The following is a 21,613-nucleotide window of genomic DNA, read 5'->3' on the forward strand; positions in this document are numbered from 1 at the left end:
CGCGATCCTTCCGCCCCGCACCGGAACGGGCAAACGCCGCACCCCGGGGCGGATCGCCGATCCGGGCCCGGTATGGTCGTCGGCACGGCGCGGGGTGCACCGGTCCGATGTCGGCATCGGCCGGAGCTGAGATCACACCCGTCGAACCTGATCTAGCTCGAACTAGCGAAGGGAACGCCCATCTTGAGCGATTTCTGTGCCGAGGTGTGGAACGAGACGGCCGGCGTGCGCGCGGCCATCGACGACCTGCCGTTCGTCCGCGGCCTGGCCGACGGGTCCCTGTCCCGGGACCGGTTCGACTACTACATGGCCCAGGACGCCCTCTACCTGCGCGGCTACGCCCGCGCCCTGGCGTCGGCGGCGGCCCGGGCCGACCGCTCCGAGGAGATCGCCTTCTTCGCCAAGGCGGCGCACGACGCCATCGCGGTGGAGAGCTCCATGCACGAGGGCTTCGTCGGCGAGGTGTCGGACCTGCGCCCCTCGCCGACCTGCACCGCCTACGTCTCCTACCTGCTGGGCCTGGCCCAGACCCAGGGGTACGGCGAGCTGGCCGCCGGGGTGCTGCCCTGCTTCTGGGTCTACACCGACGTCGGCGCCCGGCTGATGGAGAAGGCCGGCGACCTGTCCGGGCACCCCTACGGCGAGTGGATCTCCACCTACGCCGACGAGGAGTTCGCCGCCTCCACCCGGCGGCTGTGCGCCATCACCGACGGCATCGCCGAGCGCTCCGACGCCGCCACCGTCGCCCGGATGCGCGAGGCCTTCACCACCGCCACCGCCTACGAGTTCCACTTCTGGGAGGCGGCCTGGGAGAAGGAGGGCTGGGCCTTCTAGCCCGCTCCGCGCCGCTTCCGGCCGGCCGGCCCTCCCGGGGTGCGGCGGAGCCCCGCCTCCGGGGAAAGCCGCCCTCCGGAACGGGCGTCCGGGACCGGCCGGAAGCGGCATATTTCCCGATTGCCCGGCGGGGCCGGGGTGCGGCGGGTACCGTTGCCCCGACCGAGAGCCCGGACGAGCGTGGGAAACAGCAGATGGAGCCATACGACAGGACCCTCTCCGCCGGGGACCTCAAGGGCAGGACGACGGTCACCGACACCGGGGGCAACACGGCCGTCATCCACGCAGGGCCGGTCCGCATCCGCTGCACCTGGAACGACCGGGCCGCGCTGATCCAGCTGGCCTCGGCCGCCATGCAGGCGCTGACCATCGTCGACGGCGACCACCGCATGGAGCACTGAGCCGCACCCGAGAAGGCCCCGCCGGGAGGGCGGGGCGCCTCTGCCCGGCGCGCGGGCGGGCGGGTCCGGCCCCCGTAGGGCGGTGGCCCCGAGGCCGCGGCCTTCTCCACCCGCCCGCCGCAGGGACCGAGCCCCGCCCGCCCCTCGCGGCCCTTGCCGCGGGAACCCCTCGCCCCACTGGGGACCGCGGCGCCCCGGCCGCCGGCGGGGTCCTCCGCTCCGCAGGTGCCCGTTCCGCACCGGTCCGCCCCTCCCCGGCGCCGCGGAGTCGGCGCGGGACCGCGTCCTCCTCCGCCTGCCCGCCGCCGGGGCCGACCCCGGGCGGCGGTCCGGCGCGGCGCCTTTTCGGCCCGGGGCGGGGCGGGTCGGCGGGCGGCCCCCTGGGAGACCCGCCCCGTTCAGAGAGCGGTCCCCCCGTGATCGGGACGGACTCCGCTCCTCGGTAACGGACGACCGGATTCCGGCCCCGGTGGGCGGGGAGGACCGCCGGGCCCCGCCCGCCCTCCGCGTCCGGAGCGGGGAGCGGAGCACGGTCGAGCCGCTGCTCGCACTACCTCGGCCGGCGTCCGCGGGGATGTGTCCGCGAGGAGACACTCAGGTCACCTCGGCGAGAATTTTCGTCCTACCTGTGCTTCCAGGCGACTAATCGGCTACCCACGGTCGCGTTTTCCTGAGAGAATCCACATTCCTGGGAGAACTCCCAGGAAGTGCGCCGCGACGGCCCCGCCCGCTCAGCGGGCATGCGGCGCGCGCCCCGAGCTCCACCGAGACGGCCCCGAGACGCAGGCAAGGAACCCCGTGCCGACCCAATCGCAGCCCGCGCCCGCACCCCCGGCAGCCCGCCCCGCACCACCGCGCCGCTTCTTCCCCGAGGTCCAGGGCCTCCGCGCACTCGCGGTGGCGCTGGTCGTCGTCTACCACGTCGACAAGGAGCTGCTCCCCGGCGGCTACATCGGCGTCGACGTCTTCTTCGTGATCTCCGGATTCCTCATCACCACGCTGCTGCTGCGCGAGGCCCGCGAGCAGGGCCGGGTCTCCCTGTCGGGCTTCTACATCCGGCGGGTCCGGCGCATCCTGCCCGCGGCCACCGTCGTCCTGCTGGCCACCGGCGCCGCGGCCATGGCGCTGCTGCCCTCGGCCCAGCTGCTGGACACCGCCAAGCAGCTCGCCGCCTCGGCGCTGTACGTGCAGAACCTGCTGCTGGCCCACGAATCGGTGGACTACCTGGCGGCCGGCGCCGCGGAGAGCCCGGTGCAGCACTTCTGGTCGCTCGCCGTGGAGGAGCAGTTCTACCTGTTCTGGCCGCTGCTGTTCATCGGCTGGACCGCCCTGCCGGAGCGGCTGCGCCGGGCCCGGATGCTGCTGCTCGGCGGCGGAGCGGTGATCGCCGCCTCCTTCGCCTGCTCGGTCTGGCTCACCCTGTCCGACCCCGCGCCGGCCTACTTCCTGCCGCAGACCAGGATGTGGGAGCTGGCCGCGGGCGGCGTGCTGGCGATGGTGCTCGCGCACCGCACCCTGCCCGCCGGGGTCCGGGCCGGCCTGGGCTGGGCCGGCCTGCTGGCCATCGCCGCCGCCGCGTTCACCTACGACGACGCGGTGGCGTTCCCCGGCTGGACCGCCGCCCTGCCGGTGCTGGGCACCGCCGCCGTGATCGCCGCCGGCCGCACCGAGGGCCGCTGGTCGGCCTACCGGCTGCTCAGCGCCGCCCCGGCGCGGTTCGTCGGCGACCTGTCGTACGCGATCTACCTGTGGCACTGGCCGCTCATCGTGTTCTGGCCCCTCCTGCCCGGCACCGATGTCTTCGGCCCGTTCGGCGGCGTGCTGATCGGCGCCGGCTCGGTGCTGCTGGCCTGGGCCACCAAGCTCCTGGTGGAGGACCCGGTGCGCACCGGCGGGGCGCTGCGGACCGGCCGCGCCGCACTGGCGTTCGCGCTCTCCGGGGCCCTGCTGGTGTCCGGGACGAGCTGGATCCAGTACCAGCAGGTGGAGCAGCGCCGCAACGTGGCCTTCGACCCGGAGGTGCACGTCGGCCCGGCCGCCATCGACGACGACCGGCCCGAGGGCGACGCGGGGCAGGCCGTCTACCCGGCCCCGATCGACGCCCTGGACGACCTGCCCAGCGTCTACGGCGACGAGTGCCAGGCCATGCCGAGCGACCGCGCCGCCGACCCGTGCGTGTACGGCCCTGAGGACGCCGAGGTGACGGTGGCCGTGGTCGGCGACTCGCACGCCGCCCACTGGGTGCCGGCGGTGCGCGCCGTGGCCGGGGAGCGGAACTGGCGGGTCTACACCTTCACCAAGTCCTCCTGCCCGTTCACCGGCGAGCCCGTCACCAGGGACGGCGGCGACGACCGCCGCTACGCCGAGTGCGAGGACTGGAACGCCGACGTCGTCGACCGGCTCACCGGCGACGTCCGGCCGGACCTGGTGTTCACCAGCGCGCGCAGCCGCGCGATCAGCGCCACCGCGGGCGACACCGAGGAGGGCAAGCGGCTGATCGCCGAGGGCATGGCGGAGCAGTGGACCGAGCTGGAGGAGGCCGGCGCCCGGGTGGTCGCGATCGCCGACACCCCGGTGGCCCGCCCCCGGGTGCCCGAGTGCGTCGAGATGAACCCGACCGCCCCGGGCGACTGCGCCAAGGAGCGCGACGACGCCCTCGGCGAGGAGGACCCGCAGATCATCGCCGCGGACCGGCCGGAGACCGGCGCCGAGGTGGTCGACCTCAACGACCGGCTGTGCACCGACGACACCTGCCCGGCCGTGGTCGGCAACGTCCTGGTCTACCGGGACGCCCACCACCTGACCGCCACCTACTCCGAGATGCTCGCCGCCGACCTGGAGGAGCGGGCCGAGCCGATCCTGGAGGCGCTGTGACCCGCGCCCGCGCGGCGGCGGCGGGCGGGGCCGGCACGGGCGCGCCCGCCCCGGGGGTCGGGGCTCCCGGCTCCGGCGCCGGGGCGGCACCGCCGGTGTAGGGTCGGTCGCCATGAGAATCGGCTGGGAGGCCTTGACCGTCGACGCCCGCGACCCGCTCTCCCTCGCGCGGTGGTGGGCGCAGACCCTCGGTTGGGAGCTGATGGATCCCGCCCCGGCCGGCGTCGAGGTGCGGCCGCCGGACGGGCGCCCGCCGTCCCTCTTCTTCGCCCGCGCGGACGGCGCGAAGCCGGCCGGGAAGAACCGCCTCCACTTCGACCTGTACGCGGAGGACCAGGCGGCGGCCGTCGAGGGGCTCCTCGCCCGGGGCGCCGCCCGCACCGCCGCCCCGGCCGGGGGACGCCGCCCGGGGGCCGCGCCGCGGCCGGCCGGGCAGGGGCGGGGGCGGGACGCCGCCCCCTTTCTTCTCCCATGGCGGGCATCGGCCCGCCTATTGGTGCCGGGGCCGCCCGCCCGGCTAGGGTCTGCCGGTGCCCGGCCGCGAGGGCGGCCGGTGTTCAGGAGGCGGGGTCATGGGCGGCTTCTACCACGTGTGCTTCGCGGTGCCCGACATCGGGGCGGCCATGGAGGAACTGAGCGGGGCGGTTGGCGTGGAGTGGACGCCGCCGCGCGCGGACCGGATCGGGGAGTGGGATTTCCGCATCGCCTTCACCCGCGGCGACCCGCCGTTCATCGAGCTGATCGAGGGGCCCGAGCACAGCCCGTGGGGGTGCGGCGGGGAGGGGCGCTTCGACCACCTCGGGTTCTGGACCTCCGACCTGGAGGCGGGCGCCGCCCGGCTGTCCCGCGCCGGCGTCGGGGCCGACTTCGACGGCTGCCCGTTCGGGCGGCGCTTCGCCTACCACCGCGCCGGGTCGATCGGCGGGCGGATCGAGCTGGTCGACGCCGCCCGCCTGGCGGACTTCCGCGCGGCCTGGGCCCCGGGGGCCGGCGCGATGCCGATCATCGATCCGCCGCGCGGGCCCGGTGCTCGGTGGGGCTGACCCCGTAGGCGCGCTTGAACGCCGAGCTGAGCGCGAACGGCGTGGAGTAGCCGACCTTGCGGGCGATGGAGCCCAGCGTGGCGTCGGAGCCGCGCAGCAGGTCGGCGGCGGTGGCCAGGCGCAGCCCGGTGAGGTAGGCGACCGGCGCCTCGCCCACCAGCGCGGTGAACCGGCGGGCCAGCGCTGCGCGGGACACCCCGCACTCGGCGGCCAGCCCGGCCACCGTCCAGGCCCGGCCGGGGTCGGCGTGCAGCAGCCGCAGCGCCCGCCCGACCGCCGGGTCGGCGCGGGCCCGGTACCAGGCGGGCGCGGCGCTGCGCTGCCCGGCGAACCAGGACCGCAGCGCGGCGATGAGCAGCAGGTCCAGCATCCGGTCCAGGACGACCTCCTGGCCGGGCTCGTCCCGGCCGACCTCCTCGGCGAGCATCGGCAGCAGCGGGCTGTCCCAGGAGCCGGCGGGCACGTGCGCCACCTGCGGGAGGACGTCGAGCAGGCGCCGGCTGAGCTCGCCCTCCACCAGGTAGGTGCCGACCAGCATCTCGGTGGGGGCGTCCTGGCCGTCGCCCCAGGTGCGCACGCCCAGCGCCATCGACTCCCACAGCGGCTCGCCGTAGAGGGTGTGGCACTTCTGGTCGGCGTCGATCACCACCCGGACGGGGGTGCCGGGGTCGTCGGCGACGGTGTAGGGGCCGTTCCAGCGCACCACCGCCACGTCCCCGGGGCCCATCCGGACCGGGGCGCCGTCCGCGCAGACCACGTACGCCTCGCCGCGCAGCACCGCGGTCAGGCTCAGCGGCGCCTCGTCGGCCACCCGGATCGCCCAGGGCGGCCGGAGCAGAGTGCGGAGCAGGAAGGCGCCGCGCGCCCGCGGCCCGTCGAGCAGGCCCGCCAGTTCGTCCATCCCGGACCGTCCTCCCCGAGGGCCGAAGCCGCCTGACGGAACCGATGATAGACGCTCGCGTATGCGGATGAGCGGCGAGGCCATAGCCCGTCTCGGCGGGGCCCGGTTGAATCGGAACCGTTCAGCGGTCCGACCGGGACCGCCCGCCGGGAGGAGAGACCCATGCCGGACCTGTTGCGCACCGCCGCCGGGGCGGCGGCCCTGATCGCGGCCGGCCTGAACGCGGGCCTGTTCTTCGCGTTCACCACGGCCGTCATGCCGGGGCTCGGCGGGGCCTCCGACACCGCGTTCATCGACGTGATGCAGCGGATCAACCGGAGGATCCTCAACGGGCGGTTCTTCGCGGTGTTCTTCGGCGCCCCGGTCCTGGCGCTGATCTGGGCGGTGGCGGCGACCGGCTCCGGCGCCGCCGTCGCGGTGCCGGCCTGGGCGGCGTTCGTGCTGCTGGCCGGGCACTTCCTGATCACCGCGGCGGTCAACGTGCCGATGAACGACGCGCTGGAGGCCGCGGGACCGGCCGACCGGTCGGCCGACCCGGCCCGGGTCCGCGCCCGCTTCGAGGGGCCGTGGAACCGGTGGAACCGGATCCGCACCGTGCTCAGCGCCGCCGCGCTGGCCTGCACGGCCACCGGGGTCGCCCTGCTCTGAGCCGACGCGGCCGCCCGCCGCCCCCGCCCGCTCTAGGACGGCGGCCGGGCGGAGGGGCCGCCGCCCGCCGCGCGGCCGGGGAGGAACCGGAGGCCGAGGCCGAGCACCACCGCGATCCCGCCCGCCCCGGCGGCCGCCACCGCGGCCCCGGGCGGCGCGAACTCGGCGAACGCCCCGGCCGCGGCGAAGCCCAGCCCCTGGGTGATCATCATCCCGGCCGAGGAGATCGCGAACACCCGGCCGCGCAGCGCCTCCGGGGTCGCCTCCAGCAGCAGGGCGTCCAGCGCCAGGGTGTAGCCGAAGCCCAGCGCGCCCAGGGCCAGCGCGGCGACCGCCACCGCCGGGCCGGGGCCGGCCAGGAAGAGCGGGAAGGGCGCGAACACCGCCAGGGCCGCCGGCACCATCCAGCGGCGCCGCCGCTCCGCGGTGAGCAGCGCGCCGGCCAGCAGCTCCCCGGCCACGGTGCCGACCGGGGCGGCGGTCAGCAGCAGCCCGACGAGCACCGGGCCACCGCCCATCCCGTCGGCGAGCGGGGCGGCCAGCGCCTCGGGCCACACCGCCAGCGCCGGCAGGATCCAGACGAGCAGCAGCACCGCGCGCAGCCGGGGGAGGGCGAACGCCTCCCGGACCCCGGCCAGCGAGTCGCCGAGCAGCCGGCCGCCGGCCCCGGCGGCCCCGGCGGCCCGCCGCGCGGGGCGGGCCGGGGTGCCCAGGCCGATCAGCGCGGCCGACGCGGCCATCAGCGCCGCGGCGACCAGCAGCGCGGTGGACGGCCGGACCAGCAGGAGCAGGGTGCCGCCGAAGGAGAACCCGGCGATCTGCGCGGTCTGCGCGGCCATCCGCAGCAGGGAGCGGCCCAGCGGGAACAGCCCGGCGGGCAGCACGTCGGCGAGGGCGGCCGAGCGGCTCCCGGAGTACACCGGGGCGATGGCCCCGGTGACCGCGAGCAGGGCCAGCATCGCCGGGATCGGCGTTCCGGGCAGCGCCATGCAGGCCATGACCGCGCCGACCGCCCCCTGGGAGGCCGCCATGACCCGGCGCGCGGGGAAGCGGTCGGCCGCCGCGGACAGCAGCGACGCGCCGAGCAGGTGCGGCAGGAAGCCGAGGGCGAAGGCGAGCGCCGACAGCAGCGGCGAACCGGTCCGCTGGAAGACCAGCACCGAGAGCGTCACCTGCACCGCGACCTGGGCGAGGATGGAGAGGACCTCGGCGGCGAACAGCACCCGGAACTCGGGCACCGCGAGCACGCCGGCGTACCCCTGGCGGGGTCCGGACACGGCGGGGGAGCGGCCGTCGGCCGCGGATGTGGGCATGCCCCCACGCTTCCGCCCCGCGCCGCCCGGTTCAACGGATTCGCCCACGCCCGAATCGTCCGGGGCGGCCGTCCGCGGTGCGGCATGATCGAACGGGTGCGGATCCCGCACGGGAGAAGGGGGCGGCGCGGTGGCCGGACGGGTGGTCTTCGGGCGCGAGGACCTGATGCGCTGCAGGTTCGCCGTCTCCCCGCTGTGGGAGACCTTCGCCGCGGTGCACACCCTCTTCGAGCCGCACCGGCAGGGCTTCCACCTGCCGTGGGTGCGCGCCGCCCGGCTGCCGGACGGGGTGGACCTGGAGCCCTTCCGGCTGCTCCTGCCCCGCCCGGGGTACGTCCCGGACTTCCTCACCCCGCCCCCGCTGGGGCCGCTCGCCTCCATCGAGGAGGAGCTGGACCGGCTGCGCGCCACCCCGCCCGCGCAGGTCGGCGCCGAGCTGCGGGCCTGCCTGCTCGACCCGCGCCGGAACCTGCCCGCCTCGGCCACCGCGCCGCTGCTCGCCGATGCCGCGGCGACCCGGGACGCCATGGCGGGCCTGCTCGGCGCCTGCTGGGAGCACCTGGTGCGGCCGCACTGGCCCCGGCTGCGCGCCCTGCTCGACGCCGACATCGCCGACCGCTCGCGCACCCTGGCCGAGCACGGCCTGGAGCGGCTGCTCCCCGCCCTGGACGGCCGGCTCTCCTGGGAGCGGGGCGCCCTGCGGGTGGACAGCGCGGCCGCCTTCGACGAGCTCCGGCCGGACGGGCGCGGCCTGCTGCTGATGCCCAGCGCGTTCGTCTGGCCGGAGCTGATCCTGGTCGGCGACGAGCCCTGGCAGCCGACGCTCATCTACCCGGCCCGCGGTGTCGGCGACCTCTGGTCGCCCCCGCCCGGGCGCCCGCCGGAGGCCCTGGCCGCGGTGCTCGGCCGGACCCGGGCCCGGCTGCTGGCCGCGCTGTCCCGCCCGGAGACCACCACCGGCCTCGCGGCCCGGCTGGGCCTCAGCCCGGCGGGCGTCTCCGGCCACCTGACCGCGCTGCGCGACGCCGGCCTGCTGGAGTCCTGGCGCTCCGGCCGCCGCGTCCTCTACGCCCGGAGCCCCCTGGGCACCGCCCTGACCGGCGAGGGCCCGGACCCGGCCTGACCGGCGGCCCCGCGGCGCCGCCCGGCCGGAAAGGCGCGCGAGCCCGCCGCCCCTCCCCGCGCGGCTCCCGCAGCCCCCGGTCGCTTCCGCCCCGACCTGGGAAAAAGACGGGTATGAGTACTGCGTTGGCGCTCGCGTCCGACGGGCTGTACCTGTGGCGGCGCGGGCCGGAGCTGACCGGGAGCACCGACCACGCCCGCCGCGTCGCCCAGCTCGCCGCCCCGATGTCGGTCTTCGTCTTCGGCCTGGGCCTGGCCTGCATCGCCATCGCCTGTGCGGGCGTGGTCTACCGGCTGTTCGCCGCACCGCCCGAGGAGCCCGTCTCGGGCCTGCTCGCCGACTACCCGATGGTCGAAGCGGTCTTCATCTCCGGCCTGTACGCCCTGGTCGGCGTCGGCGCCGTGCTGTTCCGGTGGGCGGTCCGCACCCCCCCGCGGACCCGCGGCCACCGTCACCGGCGCGTGCCGGCTGCTGTCCGGCGCCGCGTTCCTGCTGTTCGGCGCCATGAGCTACTTCACCCACATCGGGTTGATCGTCAACACGATTTGACTGCTCCTTCGGAGCGCGGACGGAACCGGGAGAGGACGGCGAACATGGCCGAGCAGGACCGCTACCCCGCCGGTGCGCCGTGCTGGGTGGACCACTCCTCGCCCGATCCGGCCGCGGCGGCCGCGTTCTACGGCGAGGTGCTGGGATGGGAGTTCACCCCGGGGAGGCCGGCCGGGCACCGGTTCACCGCCCGGCTGGGCGGAGGCGAGGTCGCCGGGGTCGGCATGCCGGACCCGGCTCCGGCGGATCCCGCGCAGTGGATCACCTATGTGCGGGTCGGCAGCGCGGACCGGGCGCTGGGCCGGGTGGTGGAGGCCGGGGGAGAGGAGCGCACCCCGCCCCGGGAGGTGGAGGGCGCGGCCCGGGTGGCGCTCTGCGCCGACCCCGGCGGGGTGGTGTTCGGCCTGTGGGAGGCGCGCGGGCTGGGCGGGGCGCGGGTGGTGAACGCCCCCGGGGCGTGGAACTCCAGCACCCTGGTGGGGGTCGCGTCCGGCGCCGCGGAGGCGTTCTACGGCGCGGTGTTCGGCTGGGAGGTGCGGAAGGCCGACGTCGGCGGGGAGACCGTGCTGATGTGGCGCCTCCCCGGGTACGGCGACTTCCTGGAGCGGACCGCGGACCCGGGCGTCCGCGGGCGGCAGGCCGGGGCCGGCGCGCCCGGGGGGTTCGAGGACGCGGTGGGCCGGCTGCAGCCGCTGCGCGGCAGCGGCGTCGCCGACGGCCGCCCGCGGTGGAACGCCGAGTTCACCGTCGCCGACGCCGAGGGGACGGTGGAGCGCGCGGTCCGGCTGGGTGCGGTGGTCACCTCCCCGCCGGTGGACCTGGGCGGGGTGAGGCCGGCCTCGTTCCGCGACCCGCAGGGCGCCGACGTCTCGGTCAACGAGTTCCACCGCCCGCCCGCCGCCGGCTGACCGGTTCCGGCCGCGGCGCCGCTCCCGGGCGGCGGGGGTTCGGCGGCAAAAAAATATTGCGGTAATATTTTTTCATGGCACGTACCGCAGACCATGACGAACGCAGGCGGCAGGTGGCCGAGGCGCTGCTGCGCACGGTGGCCCGCCGGGGCCTGGCCCGGACCACGCTGGTCGACGTCGCAGAGGAGGCCGGCGTCTCGGTGGGGCTGGTGCAGCGCTACTTCCGCTCCAAGGCCGACCTGCTCCGCTTCGGTGTGGAGCACATCTACGAGCGCAGCACCGCCCGGCTGGCGGAGGTCGAGCTCGCGCCGCCGATCCGCGACCTGATGCTGAAGGCGGCCGAGACGCTGCTGCCGCTGGACGGGGAGCGGCGCACCGAGCTGGCGGTGTGGCTGGAGTTCATCGCCGCCTCGCTCACCGACCCGGAGATGGCCCGGATCCACCGGGAGGCCACCCGGAGGGTCATCGACGGGATGGCCGACGGGCTGGACGGCGCCCGGGAGCGCGGCGAGCTCCCGGCCGGCCTGGACCCGCGCGCCGAGGCGGTCGCGCTGGCGGCCTTCGTGGACGGCCTCGCCCTGCACCACCTCGCCACCGGCGAGGACTTCGGCGCCGAGGCGATCCGCGCCGCCCTGACCGGCTACATCGACCGGCTGTTCGGCACCGGGGGGAACCGGTGACCCCCGGGCTGGCCGTGGTCCTCGCCGGCCTGGCCCTGCTGGACAGCATGAGCGTCGGCACGCTGTTCATCCCGGTCTGGCTGATGCTCGCCCCGGGCCGGATCCGCCCGCTCCGGTTCGCCGCCTACCTGGCCACGATCGCGGTCTTCTACTTCTTCCTCGGCGTGCTGATCAGCCTGGGCGCAGGGGCCGCGCTCTCCGGGGCCGCCGGACCGGAGGACGGCCCCGCCCCGGGGTCCTCCCTGCTGCTCCGGGCCGGCATCGGCGCCGCCCTGCTGGCCGGCGGCGCCCTCCTGGAGTGGCGGGAGCGCAGGCGGGCGGACCGCCCCCGGCGCCTGACCCGGTGGCGGGAGCGGGCCATGACCGGCGGCGGCGGCGCGGCCGCCCTGATGGCGCTGGCCGTGGCGGCCGCGCTGCTGGAGGTCGCGACCCTGCTGCCGTTCCTCGGCGCCATCGGCGTGATGGCGGGCATGGGCCTCACCTGGACGGCGACGGCCGCGGGGCTGGCGCTCTACTGCGCGATCATGGTGGCGCCCGCGGTCGTGCTGTTCCTCGGCCGGACCTTCGCCCACTCCCGCATCGCCCCCTACCTGGAGCGGTTCGACGCCTGGTCGGCCCGGAACGGCGGCAAGGTCATCGCCTGGGCCCTCCAGGGCCTCGGCGGCTACCTGCTGGGCAACGCCCTGCTGGTGCACCTCTTCGAGTGATCCCGCGGCGGCCCGGGCGGGGCCGCCGCCCGGGCCGCCCCCTCACGGGTGCGCCGGGGCGGGGTGCCGTGCGTCGGGGGCCGGCACCCCCTCCGGGCGGCGGTGGGCCCAGGGGCGGGCCTCTTCCAGCTGGGAGGCCAGGCGGAAGAGCAGCCCCTCGCCGCCCTGGGCCGCGATGAACTGCACGCCCAGCGGCAGGTCTCCCGGGGTCCAGTGCAGCGGGACCGACATCGCGGGGACGCCGGTCAGGTTGGCGGTCAGGGTGAACGGGGTGGCGGTGAGGTTGTTGACCACCTCGGTGCCGACCAGGCCGGTCGCGGCGACCAGGCGCTCGGCGCGGGTGCGGACCAGCAGCCGCTCGGCGGCCCGCAGCCACGGGGGCGGGTCCAGCCGGCCGACGGCCACCGGCGGCCCGGCGATGGTGGGGGTGAGCAGCAGGTCGTGGCGGGCGTGGAACTCGGCCAGGGCCAGCACGTGCCGGTGCCAGCGCTCGTTGCCCCGGACGTAGTCGGCCGCGCTGAGGTTGCGGCCCATCGCGGCGAGCATCAGGGTGTCCGGTTCGAAGTCCTCCGCGCCGCACCCGGTCTGCTCCCGGACCCCGTCGACCAGGGCGGCCATCGAGCCGTACCACAGGGTCATGAAGTCCTCGGTGAGGGCGCGGCCGTCGATATCGGGCTCGGCCTCCTCGACGTCGTGGCCGAGCAGCTCCAGCAGGGCGGCGGCCTCGCGCACCGCCTCCACCGCCTCCGGGTGCACCGGGGTGCCCAGCGGCGAGCGGGCGGTGAACCCGATCCGCAGCCGGCCCGGGTCCCGGCCGACCTCCTCCAGGTAGGGCCGCTCCGGCGGGGCGATCGGGAACGGGGAGGACGGCTCCGGGCCGGCCGCCGCGTCCAGCAGCGCGGCGCTGTCGCGCACCGTGCGGGTGAGCGCCCCGTTCACCGCCGCGCCGTGCATCGGCTCGCCCATGCCCGGCCCGAACGGCACCCGGCCGCGCCCGGGTTTGAGGCCGAACAGGCCGCAGCAGGCCGCCGGGATGCGGATCGACCCGCCGCCGTCGTTGCCGCCGGCGGCCGGCGCGATCCCGGCCGCCACGGCCGCGGCCGACCCTCCCGACGAGCCGCCGGGGGTGTGCCCGGGGTTCCACGGGTTGCGGGCCGGGCCGAACTCGCGCGGCTCGGTGACGCCCTTGGCGCCGAACTCGGGCACGTTGGTCTTGCCGAACGGCACCAGGCCCGCGTCCAGCCAGCGCCGGACCACTTCGGCGTGGCGCGGCGCCGGCACCTGCCGCAGCGCCCGGCAGCCGCCCGACGTCGGCACCCCGGCGTAGTCCTGGAACAGGTCTTTGAGCAGGAACGGGACGCCGGCCAGCGGCCCGTCGAGCGGCCCGGCGGCCCGCTCCCGGGCCTCGGCGTACATGGGCAGCACGATCGCGTTCAGTGCGGGGCCGACCTGCTCGGCGCGGGCGATCGCCGCCTCCAGCAGCTCGGCCGGGGCGACCTCCCCGGACCGCACCAGCCCCGCCAGCCCGACTGCATCGTGTTCCATGTACTCGTCGAGTCGCATGGTCGGGAACCTAGCACGCTGATGCAACCGGTTCTAGTTCGACGCGGGGCCCGTCGGTCTCGGCATCGCCGCCGCCCCGGCGCCGGCCGGAACGGCGACGGCGACGGCGACGGCGACGGCGACGGCGACGAGATCATCGCAGGGAGGGGCGGGGCGGGGCGGCGGGGCGCGCCGCCCCTCGGTCAGCCGGTGCGCAGCTCGCCCGCCCGGGCCGCGGCCAGCGCGATCCGGGCCGCCCGGTCGGCGGCCTCGCGATCCACGGGCTCCCCGCTGACCAGCAGCCGGAAGTAGAGCGGCGCGGCGAACGCCTTGACCACCTCGTGCGGGCCGGTGCCCTCGGGCAGCTCGCCGCGGGCCACGGCGCGCAGCACGACCGGCTCCGCGCGGCGCAGCCGGTCGCCGAGGACCCGGCGCCGTATCCCGGCGACCTCCGGCAGCCGCGCCGCGTCGGTGCCCAGCACCGCGGCGATGACCCGCCCGGTCGGCCCGCCGAGGGTGTCGGCCAGCGAGCGGGCCAGCACCTCCACGTCGCCCTGGACCGAGCCGGTGTCGGGGATGGGCACCTCGTCGGCGACGCGCTCGGACAGCGCGTCCACCACCAGCCCCTGCCGGTCCTTCCAGCGCCGGTAGACGGTGGTCTTGTGCACGCCGGCCCGGCGCGCGACGCCCTCCACCGCCAGTTCGGCGTAGCCCTTCTCGGCCAGTTCGGCGACGGTCGCGGCGAGCACCGCGGCGCGCACCTTGGGTCCCCGGCCGACGACCGGCCTGCGCGGACTCTCTTCCAATGCAACTCCCTGTTGCGTTACGGGGTAGGGGTATGCGACATTCCCATTATCGCAACTTCGAGTTGCGATGTATCCGCGGACCACGCCCGAACCGAGGAGGTTCCCGTGTTCTTCATCGAGGTCTTCATCCCCAAAGGGGCGCTCGACCCCGAGCGCCGCCGCCTGCTGATGCAGCGGCTCGGCTCCATCGACGAGCTGCTGCTGGGCGAGCCCATGCACCCCGAGGCCGAGCGCACCATGCGCTCCTGCTACCAGGCCGTCCTGCACGAGCAGGAGATCTGGACGGTCGGCGGCGACCTCTGGTCCGAGGGGGACCCGCCCCGCTACGTCGTCCGGCTGCAGGTCCCCGGCAGCTGGCGCAAGGAGATGGCCGAGCACCTGATCCCGATCTTCCTGCGCGTCATCGGCGAGATCGACGGCGACCCGGAGGGCGTGGCCTGGGAGCCGCGCGCCCTGGTGAACGTCGTCGGCGTGCCCGAAGGGTCGGTGGGCGTCTTCGGCGGGCCGATGCGCTCCGAGGACCTGGGGCTCAGGATCGGCCGGTCCTTCCGCGAGGTCCGGCGGCGCGGCGAGACCGAGCCCGGCCCGCGGCCCGGCGCCGTCTACGACCCGATGTGCGGGATGACCATCGAACTCGCCACCGCCGAGTTCACCCTGGAGCACGGCGGCGAGGTCTACGGCTTCTGCTGCGACCCCTGCCGGACCGCCTTCCGGAAGGAGCTGGAGGAGGCCCCCGCCGGGTGACCGGAGCGGAAGGCGCGGGGCCCGTCCCGGCGGCCCGCCCCGGACGGGGAGGCGGGCCGCCGGGGCACCGCGCACCGGCCCTGGCAGCCGCGGCGCGCGGCGCCTACCGTCGACGCATGGCCGATGACACAGAGCAGGGAACAGGCTCCGCCGGGATCCCGCCCGCCGTACGGGCGGTCTACGGGCCGGAGGACCTGAGCGCGGTCCCCTCCTTCGCCGGAGGGTTCATCAACTTCGGGCACTGGGACGGCATCCCGCTGGACGGGCCGCTCGGCACCGAGGAGCGGGTCCGCAGCGAGCAGAACCTCTACCGCAGAGTGCTGGAGCACCTCGGCGCCACCGAGCGGAAGAGCGCCGCGGAGATCGGCTGCGGCCTGGGGCTCGGCTGCGCCCTGGCCCTGCGCGAGTTCGGGTTGGCCGAGGCCACCGGGGTGGACCTGCACCCCGCGCAGCTGGAGCGGGCCCGCCGGGCCAACGCGGACCTGCTCGCGGCCTCCCCGCCGCGGCTGCACTTCGTCCTCGGCTCCGCCGAGCGGCTGCCCTTCGCCGGCGGCGCCTTCGACCTGCTCTACAGCGTGGAGGCCGCGCAGCACTTCCGCGACCTGGGCGCCTTCGCCCGCGAGGCCGCCCGGGTGCTGCGCCCGGGCGGCCGGATGGCCGTCGCCTCCTTCTTCACGCCCCGGGGCGGGGCCGGCGAGGCCGAGGAGCTGGCCGCCCGGCTGGAGGGCTTCGCCACCGGGCTGGACGTGGCGCACCCGCTGCCCGGCCTGCTCGGCGCGCTCGAGCGGGCCGGGCTGGCCGGGGTGCGCGCCGAGTCCATCGGCGCGTCCGTCTGGCCCGGGCTGGACCGCTTCCTCGCCGGGATCGACCTGCCGGTGCAGTGGCCGCGCAACTTCCTCGGCGCCTACCGGGACGGCCTGCTCGACTACTACACCGTCACCGCGGAGCGGCCCGCGGCCGGGTGAGCCCCGGGCCGCCCGGCGCCGGCGGGCGGCCCGGCAGGGGGCGGCGCGGGGCGGGCCCGCCCCGCCCTCTTGCCGGCCGGGCCGCAGGTCAGGGCTGGGGCCGTACCCCCGGAGCGTCGGCGTCGATGGTGAACCGGGCCCGGTCGTGGATCGGGGAGCCGGGCTCGGAGACGTAGTCCAGGGTCCGGTAGACCGCGGTCCACTCGGTGGGCGTGACCGTGTTGCGGACGTAGCCGCGCCGGCGGTTGATGAACTTGATGTGCGGGTTCTCCTGGAGCTGGACCGCGTCGCCGGGGTTCTGCTCGGCGCCGTCCCGGCCGCTGGTGAAGGAGGTGCCCACCAGCTCGGTGGCGACGGTGGCCGAGCCGGGGTCGTCGAAGTCGGCCTTGACGTCGCACACGTAGTTGGCGTGCACGTCGCCGGTGATCACCACCGGGCCGGGCGCCCCGGCCAGCCGGTCGCGCACCTCGTTCCGCTCGACCTCGTAGTTGTCCCAGGCGTCGTTGCTGAAATTCGTCGGCGCCCCGTCGGCGAAGTCCCGCTGGGAGAAGAAGACCTGCTGGGCCAGGACGTTCCAGCGGGCCCCGGAGCCCTCCAGGCCGTCGAAGAGCCACCGCTTCTGCTCGGCCCCCAGCAGGGTGCGCGAGGGGTCGTCGCGCCGGTCGTCGCCCACCTGCACGCTGCGGTACTGGCGGGTGTCGAGCAGGTGCACGTCGATCAGGTCGCCGAAGGAGAGCCGGCGGTACAGCCGCATGTCGGCGCGGTCCGGGCGCTGCGCCGAGCGCAGCGGCATGTGCTCGTAGTAGGCCTGGAAGGCCCGCGCGCGGCGGCGCAGGAACTCCTCCGGGGGCACGTCGTCCTCGTAGGAGATGTCGTCGGCCCAGTTGTTCTCCACCTCGTGGTCGTCGAAGACCACCGCCCAGGGAAACGCGGCGTGCGCCGCCTGCAGGCCCGCGTCGGCCTTGTACTGGGCGTGCCGGATCCGGTAGTCGGCCAGCGACTCGGTCTCCCGCGCGGGGACGTGCGGGCGGCCGATCTCCCCGGCCTCACCGGTCTCGTAGATGTAGTCGCCGAGGAAGGCCACCAGGTCCAGGTCCTCCTCGGCGAGGTGCGCCTGGGCGGTGTAGTGGCCGTGGGTGTAGCTCTGGCAGCTGGCGAACGCGAAGGCGAAGGAGTCCAGGCGGGACCCGGGCGCCGGGGCGGTCCTGGTGCGGCCGACCGGGCTGATCTCGCGGCCGGCGCGGAACCGGTAGAAGTACTGCGCGCCGGGGCGCAGCCCGCCGGCCTCGACGTGCACCGAGTGGGCGCGGTCGGGGCGGGCCCGCACCGCACCGGAGGCGACGACGTCGCGGAAGCGCTCGTCCTCGGCCACCTGCCACTGCACGCTCACGTTCCGGTCCGGCATGCCGCCGCGGCCGTCCTCGGCGAGCGGGTCGGGGGCGAGCCGGGTCCACAGGATGACGCTGTCGGGGAGGGGGTCGCCGGAGGCGACTCCGAGGGTGAACGGGTCGGACATGGGGGATCCTCCTCGGGGGGCGGTGTCCGCGCGCGCCTCGGTCGCGGGGAGCGTACCCAGTGCGGCGGCGCCCAGCGCCAGCGCGCCCCCCACCAGCACGCCGCGCCGCGACGCGCCGGAGCCGGCCGCCGCGGAGGCGGGGAGGGCGGCGGAGGAGGAAGGGGAGCCCGGGACGGGGGAGGGGGAGGGGGATTGGGGGGTACCCGGCATACGAGGTCTCCTCGGAGTGGCGGAGAGCCCGCCCCGGCGGGGCGGGCGGGACCGTGCTCCATCCCGTCATGGAGGACGGCACGTCCCAACCACCGCCCGGTGAACGTTGGTCCCAGGTAGGTGGCCGACGGGTTACGCACGGTCGCCAGGCATGGGCCTACCGTGCCGCCGCCCCCGGGAAACCCGGCCGGGGCGGCGCCGCCCGCCCGGGGCCCGCCCCGGTGCGGAGGCACCGGCCCGCCGCCGGCCGGGCAGGGCGCCGGCGGCCGCGCCGAGCGGGGAGAAGGCGGCACGCCGGCGGGAGGCGGCGCTCTTCCCAGGGGCTCCGGGCCCGGATCCCGGGCCGAAAAAGGCGGTGCGCGCCGCGCCGGCCGGCCCTAGGGTGGCGCCCATGCCGACGACCGCCTCGCCCCTCTCCCCCTACCCCCCGCTGAACGTGCGGGTGCACACGCCCCGGCTGTCCCTGATGGGGGCGACGGACGAACTCCTGGAGCGCCTGCTCCCGGTGGTCCGCAAGGGCGTGGCCACCGGGCCCCCGTGGCCCTTCGACGACCCGATGTCCCTCTACGAGGACGGCCGGGAGCGCGAGTGGAGCTGGCTGCGGAGCGTGTGGCGCGGCCGGGGCCGGGTCGGCCCGGACCTCTGGCGCCTGTACTTCGTCGTGGTCGTCGACGGCGAACCGGTGGGCATGCAGGATCTGACCGGCGCCGACTTCGCCCTGTACGGGACGGTCTCCACGTTCTCCTGGCTCGACCCGGACCTGCGCGGCGGCGGCCTGGGCAAGGAGATGCGGCAGGCGGTGCTGCACCTGGCCTTCGACGGGCTCGGGGCCCGCGAGGCGGGCAGCGACGCGTTCTTCGACAACCACGCCTCGAACGGGGTCTCCCAGGCCCTGGGCTACGCGCCGAACGGCGTCACCTGGGACACCCGGCGCGGGGAGCCCGCGCAGATCAGGCAGTGGAGGCTGACCCGCGAGCGGTGGGCCGGGCGGCGGCGCGACGACATCGAACTCGTCGCCGTCCGCGAATGCCTCCCGGTCCTCGGCATCGACCCGCCGCCCGCCGGCTGATCACCCCCGGGAGCGGCGGAGCCTCGCCCCCCTCCGGTCCGCGCCGGTGAGCAGGCGGCGGCCGGGCAGCTCGGTGCAGAGCCAGGTGAGCACGGCGACCACCGCGGCGGCGGCGAGCGGCACCCAGGGCGGGCCGCCCGGCCACGGGCGGCCGAGGAACCCGATCCCGGCCAGGGCCAGCGGGGCCGCCGCGGCGAGCAGGCCGGCCGCGACCGCGGCGGCGGCCAGCATCGCCGCCTCCCGGCGCAGCAGCGAGCGGGCCTGCCCAGGGGTCATCCCGATCGAGCGCAGCGCGGCCAGCTCCGGGCCGCGCTGCAGGGTCTGCGCGGCCAGCCGGTTGGCCACCGACAGCAGCACGTACCCCAGCAGCGCCCCCAGCACCGCGAAGTTGACCGCCGTGTTCGCCTGGACGCCGCCGGCGGGGGCGCCCGCCGCGTCCGCGCCGCCGACCCGCACCCCCGGGTGGCCGGCGGCGGCCCGCTCCAGCGCCTCCCGCGCCCGCCCCGCACCACCGTCCTCGGCCCGGACCAGCAGGGACGCGTCCAGGTCGCCGGTGATGTGCCCGGCCGCCAGGTCCCGGGAGACCAGCATCCGGCCGAAGCCCAGTTCGCGCCGGTAGACCGCGACGACCTCGGCCTCCACCTCGGCGCCGTCGCCCAGGTGGAAGGAGACCCGGTCGCCCGCCCCGATCCCGTGGAACCGCGCGAACGAGGCGCCGAGGGCGACCGCGTCCCCGGTGAGCCGGCCCAGGTCCCCCTCGGTGACCCCGGGGTCGATCACGCCGGAGGCGCCGGGGCCCAGCACGGTCGCGGGAAGCTCGGTGAGCGCCTCCCGGTCCGAGCCGAACTCCCGGGAGCGCCAGATCGCGGTGGTCGGGGTGGCGGTGGCGGCCGCGGCCACCCCGGGCACCCCGGCGGCCTCGGCCTCCAGTCCCTCCGGGACGCCGCCCGCCGCGGGCGCGGTCAGCTCGATCCCGGACGGCGTCCCCGCCGCCCGCTGCTCCGCCCCGGCCTGCAGCAGCGTGGTGTTGGCGTACACCTGCGCCAGGACGAAGGCCACCGCCATCGCCAGCGCCGAGACCGCGCCCGCCGACCGGTAGGCGTACCCGTGCAGGTTGCGCACGGCCAGCCAGGTCAGCGGCGAGGTGCGGGCCGGGAGCAGCCGGGCGGCCGCGCCGCTCGCCGCGCGGATCGCGGCCGGCCCGGCCAGCGCGATCCCGACCACGCCCACCAGGCTGCCGGTCGCGGTGCCGATGACGCCCTCCTCGGAGCCGCCGAGCAGCAGCGGGGTCACCGCCATGCCGGCCGAGGCGAGCAGCAGCGCGCCGCCCGCGCGGGCCCGCCAGGGGCGGGGCGCCCGGGGCTCGGCCTCCGACTCGGCGAGCGCCCCGGCCGGCGCCGCCTTCGCCGGCCGGCCGGAGACCGCCGAGGCGGCGGCCCACACGGTTGCGAGCAGCAGTACCGCCGCGGCCAGGGCGGGCAGCGGCCCCGCGGCGAGCGGCAGCCCGGCGGGGACCGCGCCCAGGCCGGCGAGGAGGCCGCGCATCCCGTCGGCGGCCGGGTAGCCGGCGGCGGCCCCGAACGGCAGCGCCGCCGCCGCGGCCGCCACCGCCGGCACCACCGCGATCCGGCGGACCTGGCGGGGCGTGGCGCCGACGGCCCGCAGCAGCGCCAGCTCCCTGCGCCGGCCCGCGATGGAGACCGACAGGGCCCCGGCCACGGTGAAGCCGACGACGATCAGCACCACCCCGCCGCCGGAGGCGGCGATGGCGACCAGGGTCGTCCGCGCGGCGCCGCCGGCCGGGGACTCGGCGTCCCCGCGCTCCGCGCCGGCGGCCACCTCCAGGCCGTCCGCGCCGCCCAGTTCCGCCCGGACCGCGCCGGCCAGCTCATCGGCGGAGACCCCGGGGGCGGCGCGCAGCGCCACCAGGTCCGCGGTGCCCGCGCGCGGGCCGGAGTCCCGCCCGCCGAGCGCGGCGGCCTCGCCGTCGGCGAAGAAGACGCCGGTCCCGGCGCCGTCGACCACGGCGGAGACCCGGTACCGCGCGGTGCGCCCGGCCGCGCTGATCCGCACCTCGTCGCCGACGGCGGCCCCGGCGGCGCGGGCGGTGGCGGCGTCCAGCGCCGCCTCCCGGGCGCCCTGCGGCGGCGCGCCCTCCACCCGGGCGCGGGGCGAGAACGGCACCGCGGACCAGGCCCGGCCCGCGGTGCGGGGGTCGGCGGCGGAGACCGGGCCGCCGGGGGCGTCCACGGCGGCGGGGAAGCCGACGTCGCCGACGGCGGCCGCCGCCTCGGGCAGCGCGCCCAGCCGGGCCGCCAGGGAGTCGGGCACCCCGGCCCGCTCCGGCAGCGCCACGTCGAAGTCCTCTTCCTGGGCCAGCCACCGCTCCCCGGTGACCAGCACGTCGGCGGCGGGCAGCCGCTCGGCCGGCGGGTGCGAGCGCAGCCCCGTCTCGGCGAGGACCCCGCCGGCGGTCACCAGCAGCGCGCCGCCGAGCACCGCGACGGCCACCGCGACCAGCCCGCCGATTCCGCCCCGCGCCGACTTCAGCGCGAGCGCCGCCACGGTTCCCTCCCTTCGGGGCGGGGAGGTGTCGTGGTCGCTCTCGGCCATGGTCTGCTTCTCCTTCGAAGAGGCCCGGTGCGGGCCGTGGTCATACCGGTCAGGGGGTGGGAGGGAACGCGCCGGACGGCCGCCGGAAGCCCGGGGCGATGAACGTCGGGGACCGCTTCGGCCGGTCCGCCATCGGCGTGGTCGGTTTCCGTGCGGGCCCGGGGCCC

At 77.0% G+C, this 21,613-nt stretch carries 18 protein-coding genes, 1 pseudogene and 1 riboswitch; of the genes and pseudogenes, 13 read left to right on the forward strand and 6 right to left on the reverse strand.

What is annotated here, in order from left to right; translation table 11 throughout:
* The first annotated feature begins 80 nt into the window (after nucleotides 1-80).
* Nucleotides 81-192: riboswitch (TPP riboswitch) on the forward strand.
* A 12-nt stretch (nucleotides 193-204) separates the two neighbouring features.
* The 5 genes and pseudogenes from D459_RS0103700 to D459_RS0103720 all read left to right on the forward strand — a co-directional run bounded on the left by D459_RS0103700 (nucleotide 205) and on the right by D459_RS0103720 (nucleotide 5,152).
* On the forward strand, nucleotides 205-834 hold the full coding sequence (locus D459_RS0103700; RefSeq protein WP_017591648.1) for a TenA family protein: 630 nt from the start codon (nucleotides 205-207) through the stop codon (nucleotides 832-834).
* Between the two features lie 194 nt (nucleotides 835-1,028).
* Nucleotides 1,029-1,235 carry a hypothetical protein gene (locus D459_RS0103705; RefSeq protein ID WP_017591649.1) on the forward strand — a complete coding sequence of 69 codons (207 nt, stop codon included), beginning with the start codon at nucleotides 1,029-1,031 and terminating at the stop codon, nucleotides 1,233-1,235.
* A gap of 798 nt (nucleotides 1,236-2,033) precedes the next feature.
* Complete coding sequence (locus D459_RS0103710) at nucleotides 2,034-4,109, forward strand: acyltransferase family protein (protein WP_081620432.1); 2,076 nt, start codon at nucleotides 2,034-2,036, stop codon at nucleotides 4,107-4,109.
* Between the two features lie 112 nt (nucleotides 4,110-4,221).
* Nucleotides 4,222-4,497 (forward strand): annotated as a pseudogene (locus D459_RS37530) (VOC family protein); the annotation flags it as partial.
* Nucleotides 4,498-4,681: 184 nt separating this feature from the next.
* Nucleotides 4,682-5,152, forward strand: a complete 471-nt coding sequence (locus tag D459_RS0103720) for a VOC family protein (protein ID WP_017591652.1) — start codon at nucleotides 4,682-4,684, stop codon at nucleotides 5,150-5,152.
* Here D459_RS0103720 and D459_RS0103725 read toward each other — a convergent pair.
* Nucleotides 5,112-6,053, reverse strand: coding sequence for an AraC family transcriptional regulator (locus D459_RS0103725; RefSeq protein WP_017591653.1), 942 nt, complete (start codon nucleotides 6,051-6,053; stop codon nucleotides 5,112-5,114). The genes D459_RS0103720 and D459_RS0103725 overlap by 41 nt on opposite strands.
* 162 nt (nucleotides 6,054-6,215) lie before the next feature.
* Here D459_RS0103725 and D459_RS0103730 point away from each other — a divergent pair, with 162 nt between their 5' ends.
* Nucleotides 6,216-6,701 carry an anthrone oxygenase family protein gene (locus tag D459_RS0103730; RefSeq protein WP_017591654.1) on the forward strand — a complete coding sequence of 162 codons (486 nt, stop codon included), beginning with the start codon at nucleotides 6,216-6,218 and terminating at the stop codon, nucleotides 6,699-6,701.
* Between the two features lie 32 nt (nucleotides 6,702-6,733).
* Here D459_RS0103730 and D459_RS0103735 read toward each other — a convergent pair whose 3' ends face one another.
* Nucleotides 6,734-8,014 (reverse strand): MFS transporter, encoded by a 1,281-nt coding sequence (locus tag D459_RS0103735; RefSeq protein WP_017591655.1) that lies wholly within the window; start codon nucleotides 8,012-8,014, stop codon nucleotides 6,734-6,736.
* Between the two features lie 130 nt (nucleotides 8,015-8,144).
* Between D459_RS0103735 and D459_RS0103740 the strand changes: the two genes are divergently transcribed.
* The 4 genes from D459_RS0103740 (at nucleotide 8,145) to D459_RS0103755 (ending at nucleotide 11,981) form a co-directional block, all read left to right on the forward strand.
* Nucleotides 8,145-9,137 carry an ArsR/SmtB family transcription factor gene (locus D459_RS0103740; protein WP_017591656.1) on the forward strand — a complete coding sequence of 331 codons (993 nt, stop codon included), beginning with the start codon at nucleotides 8,145-8,147 and terminating at the stop codon, nucleotides 9,135-9,137.
* 113 nt (nucleotides 9,138-9,250) lie between these two features.
* The gene (locus D459_RS36485; protein WP_206540755.1) at nucleotides 9,251-10,594 is read left to right on the forward strand and encodes a VOC family protein; all 1,344 of its coding nucleotides are present in this window, start codon (nucleotides 9,251-9,253) and stop codon (nucleotides 10,592-10,594) included.
* A gap of 74 nt (nucleotides 10,595-10,668) precedes the next feature.
* Nucleotides 10,669-11,274, forward strand: coding sequence for a TetR/AcrR family transcriptional regulator (locus D459_RS0103750; RefSeq protein ID WP_026120028.1), 606 nt, complete (start codon nucleotides 10,669-10,671; stop codon nucleotides 11,272-11,274).
* Nucleotides 11,271-11,981, forward strand: coding sequence for a GAP family protein (locus tag D459_RS0103755; protein ID WP_017591659.1), 711 nt, complete (start codon nucleotides 11,271-11,273; stop codon nucleotides 11,979-11,981). Before D459_RS0103750 ends, D459_RS0103755 begins: the two co-directional genes overlap by 4 nt.
* A gap of 42 nt (nucleotides 11,982-12,023) precedes the next feature.
* Here the strand turns inward: D459_RS0103755 and D459_RS0103760 are convergent, their stop codons facing one another.
* Nucleotides 12,024-13,544, reverse strand: coding sequence for an amidase (locus D459_RS0103760; RefSeq protein ID WP_026120029.1), 1,521 nt, complete (start codon nucleotides 13,542-13,544; stop codon nucleotides 12,024-12,026).
* Between the two features lie 182 nt (nucleotides 13,545-13,726).
* Entirely contained in the window at nucleotides 13,727-14,329 is a 603-nt protein-coding gene (locus tag D459_RS0103765) for a TetR/AcrR family transcriptional regulator (RefSeq protein ID WP_241484951.1), read from the reverse strand.
* Between the two features lie 105 nt (nucleotides 14,330-14,434).
* Here D459_RS0103765 and D459_RS0103770 point away from each other — a divergent pair, with 105 nt between their 5' ends.
* Together D459_RS0103770 and D459_RS0103775 are read left to right on the forward strand one after the other, a co-directional pair.
* On the forward strand, nucleotides 14,435-15,073 hold the full coding sequence (locus D459_RS0103770) for a YHS domain-containing protein (protein WP_017591662.1): 639 nt from the start codon (nucleotides 14,435-14,437) through the stop codon (nucleotides 15,071-15,073).
* Nucleotides 15,074-15,189: 116 nt separating this feature from the next.
* Nucleotides 15,190-16,038: a class I SAM-dependent methyltransferase gene (locus D459_RS0103775; RefSeq protein WP_017591663.1), complete on the forward strand. Its 849-nt coding sequence runs from the start codon at nucleotides 15,190-15,192 to the stop codon at nucleotides 16,036-16,038.
* 88 nt (nucleotides 16,039-16,126) lie between these two features.
* Here the strand turns inward: D459_RS0103775 and D459_RS0103780 are convergent, their stop codons facing one another.
* Entirely contained in the window at nucleotides 16,127-17,764 is a 1,638-nt protein-coding gene (locus D459_RS0103780; RefSeq protein WP_017591664.1) for an alkaline phosphatase D family protein, read from the reverse strand.
* Between the two features lie 391 nt (nucleotides 17,765-18,155).
* On the opposite strand from D459_RS0103780, the gene D459_RS0103785 reads away from it, so the two are divergent.
* The gene (locus D459_RS0103785; RefSeq protein WP_017591665.1) at nucleotides 18,156-18,833 is read left to right on the forward strand and encodes a GNAT family N-acetyltransferase; all 678 of its coding nucleotides are present in this window, start codon (nucleotides 18,156-18,158) and stop codon (nucleotides 18,831-18,833) included.
* Here the strand turns inward: D459_RS0103785 and D459_RS37300 are convergent, their stop codons facing one another.
* A complete protein-coding gene (locus tag D459_RS37300) occupies nucleotides 18,834-21,446 on the reverse strand; it encodes an FtsX-like permease family protein (RefSeq protein WP_017591666.1) in 2,613 nt (870 codons plus the stop codon).
* Nucleotides 21,447-21,613 lie beyond the last annotated feature (167 nt).

It is taken from the genome of Nocardiopsis potens DSM 45234 (assembly GCF_000341105.1).
GTDB lineage: Bacteria > Actinomycetota > Actinomycetes > Streptosporangiales > Streptosporangiaceae > Nocardiopsis_A > Nocardiopsis_A potens.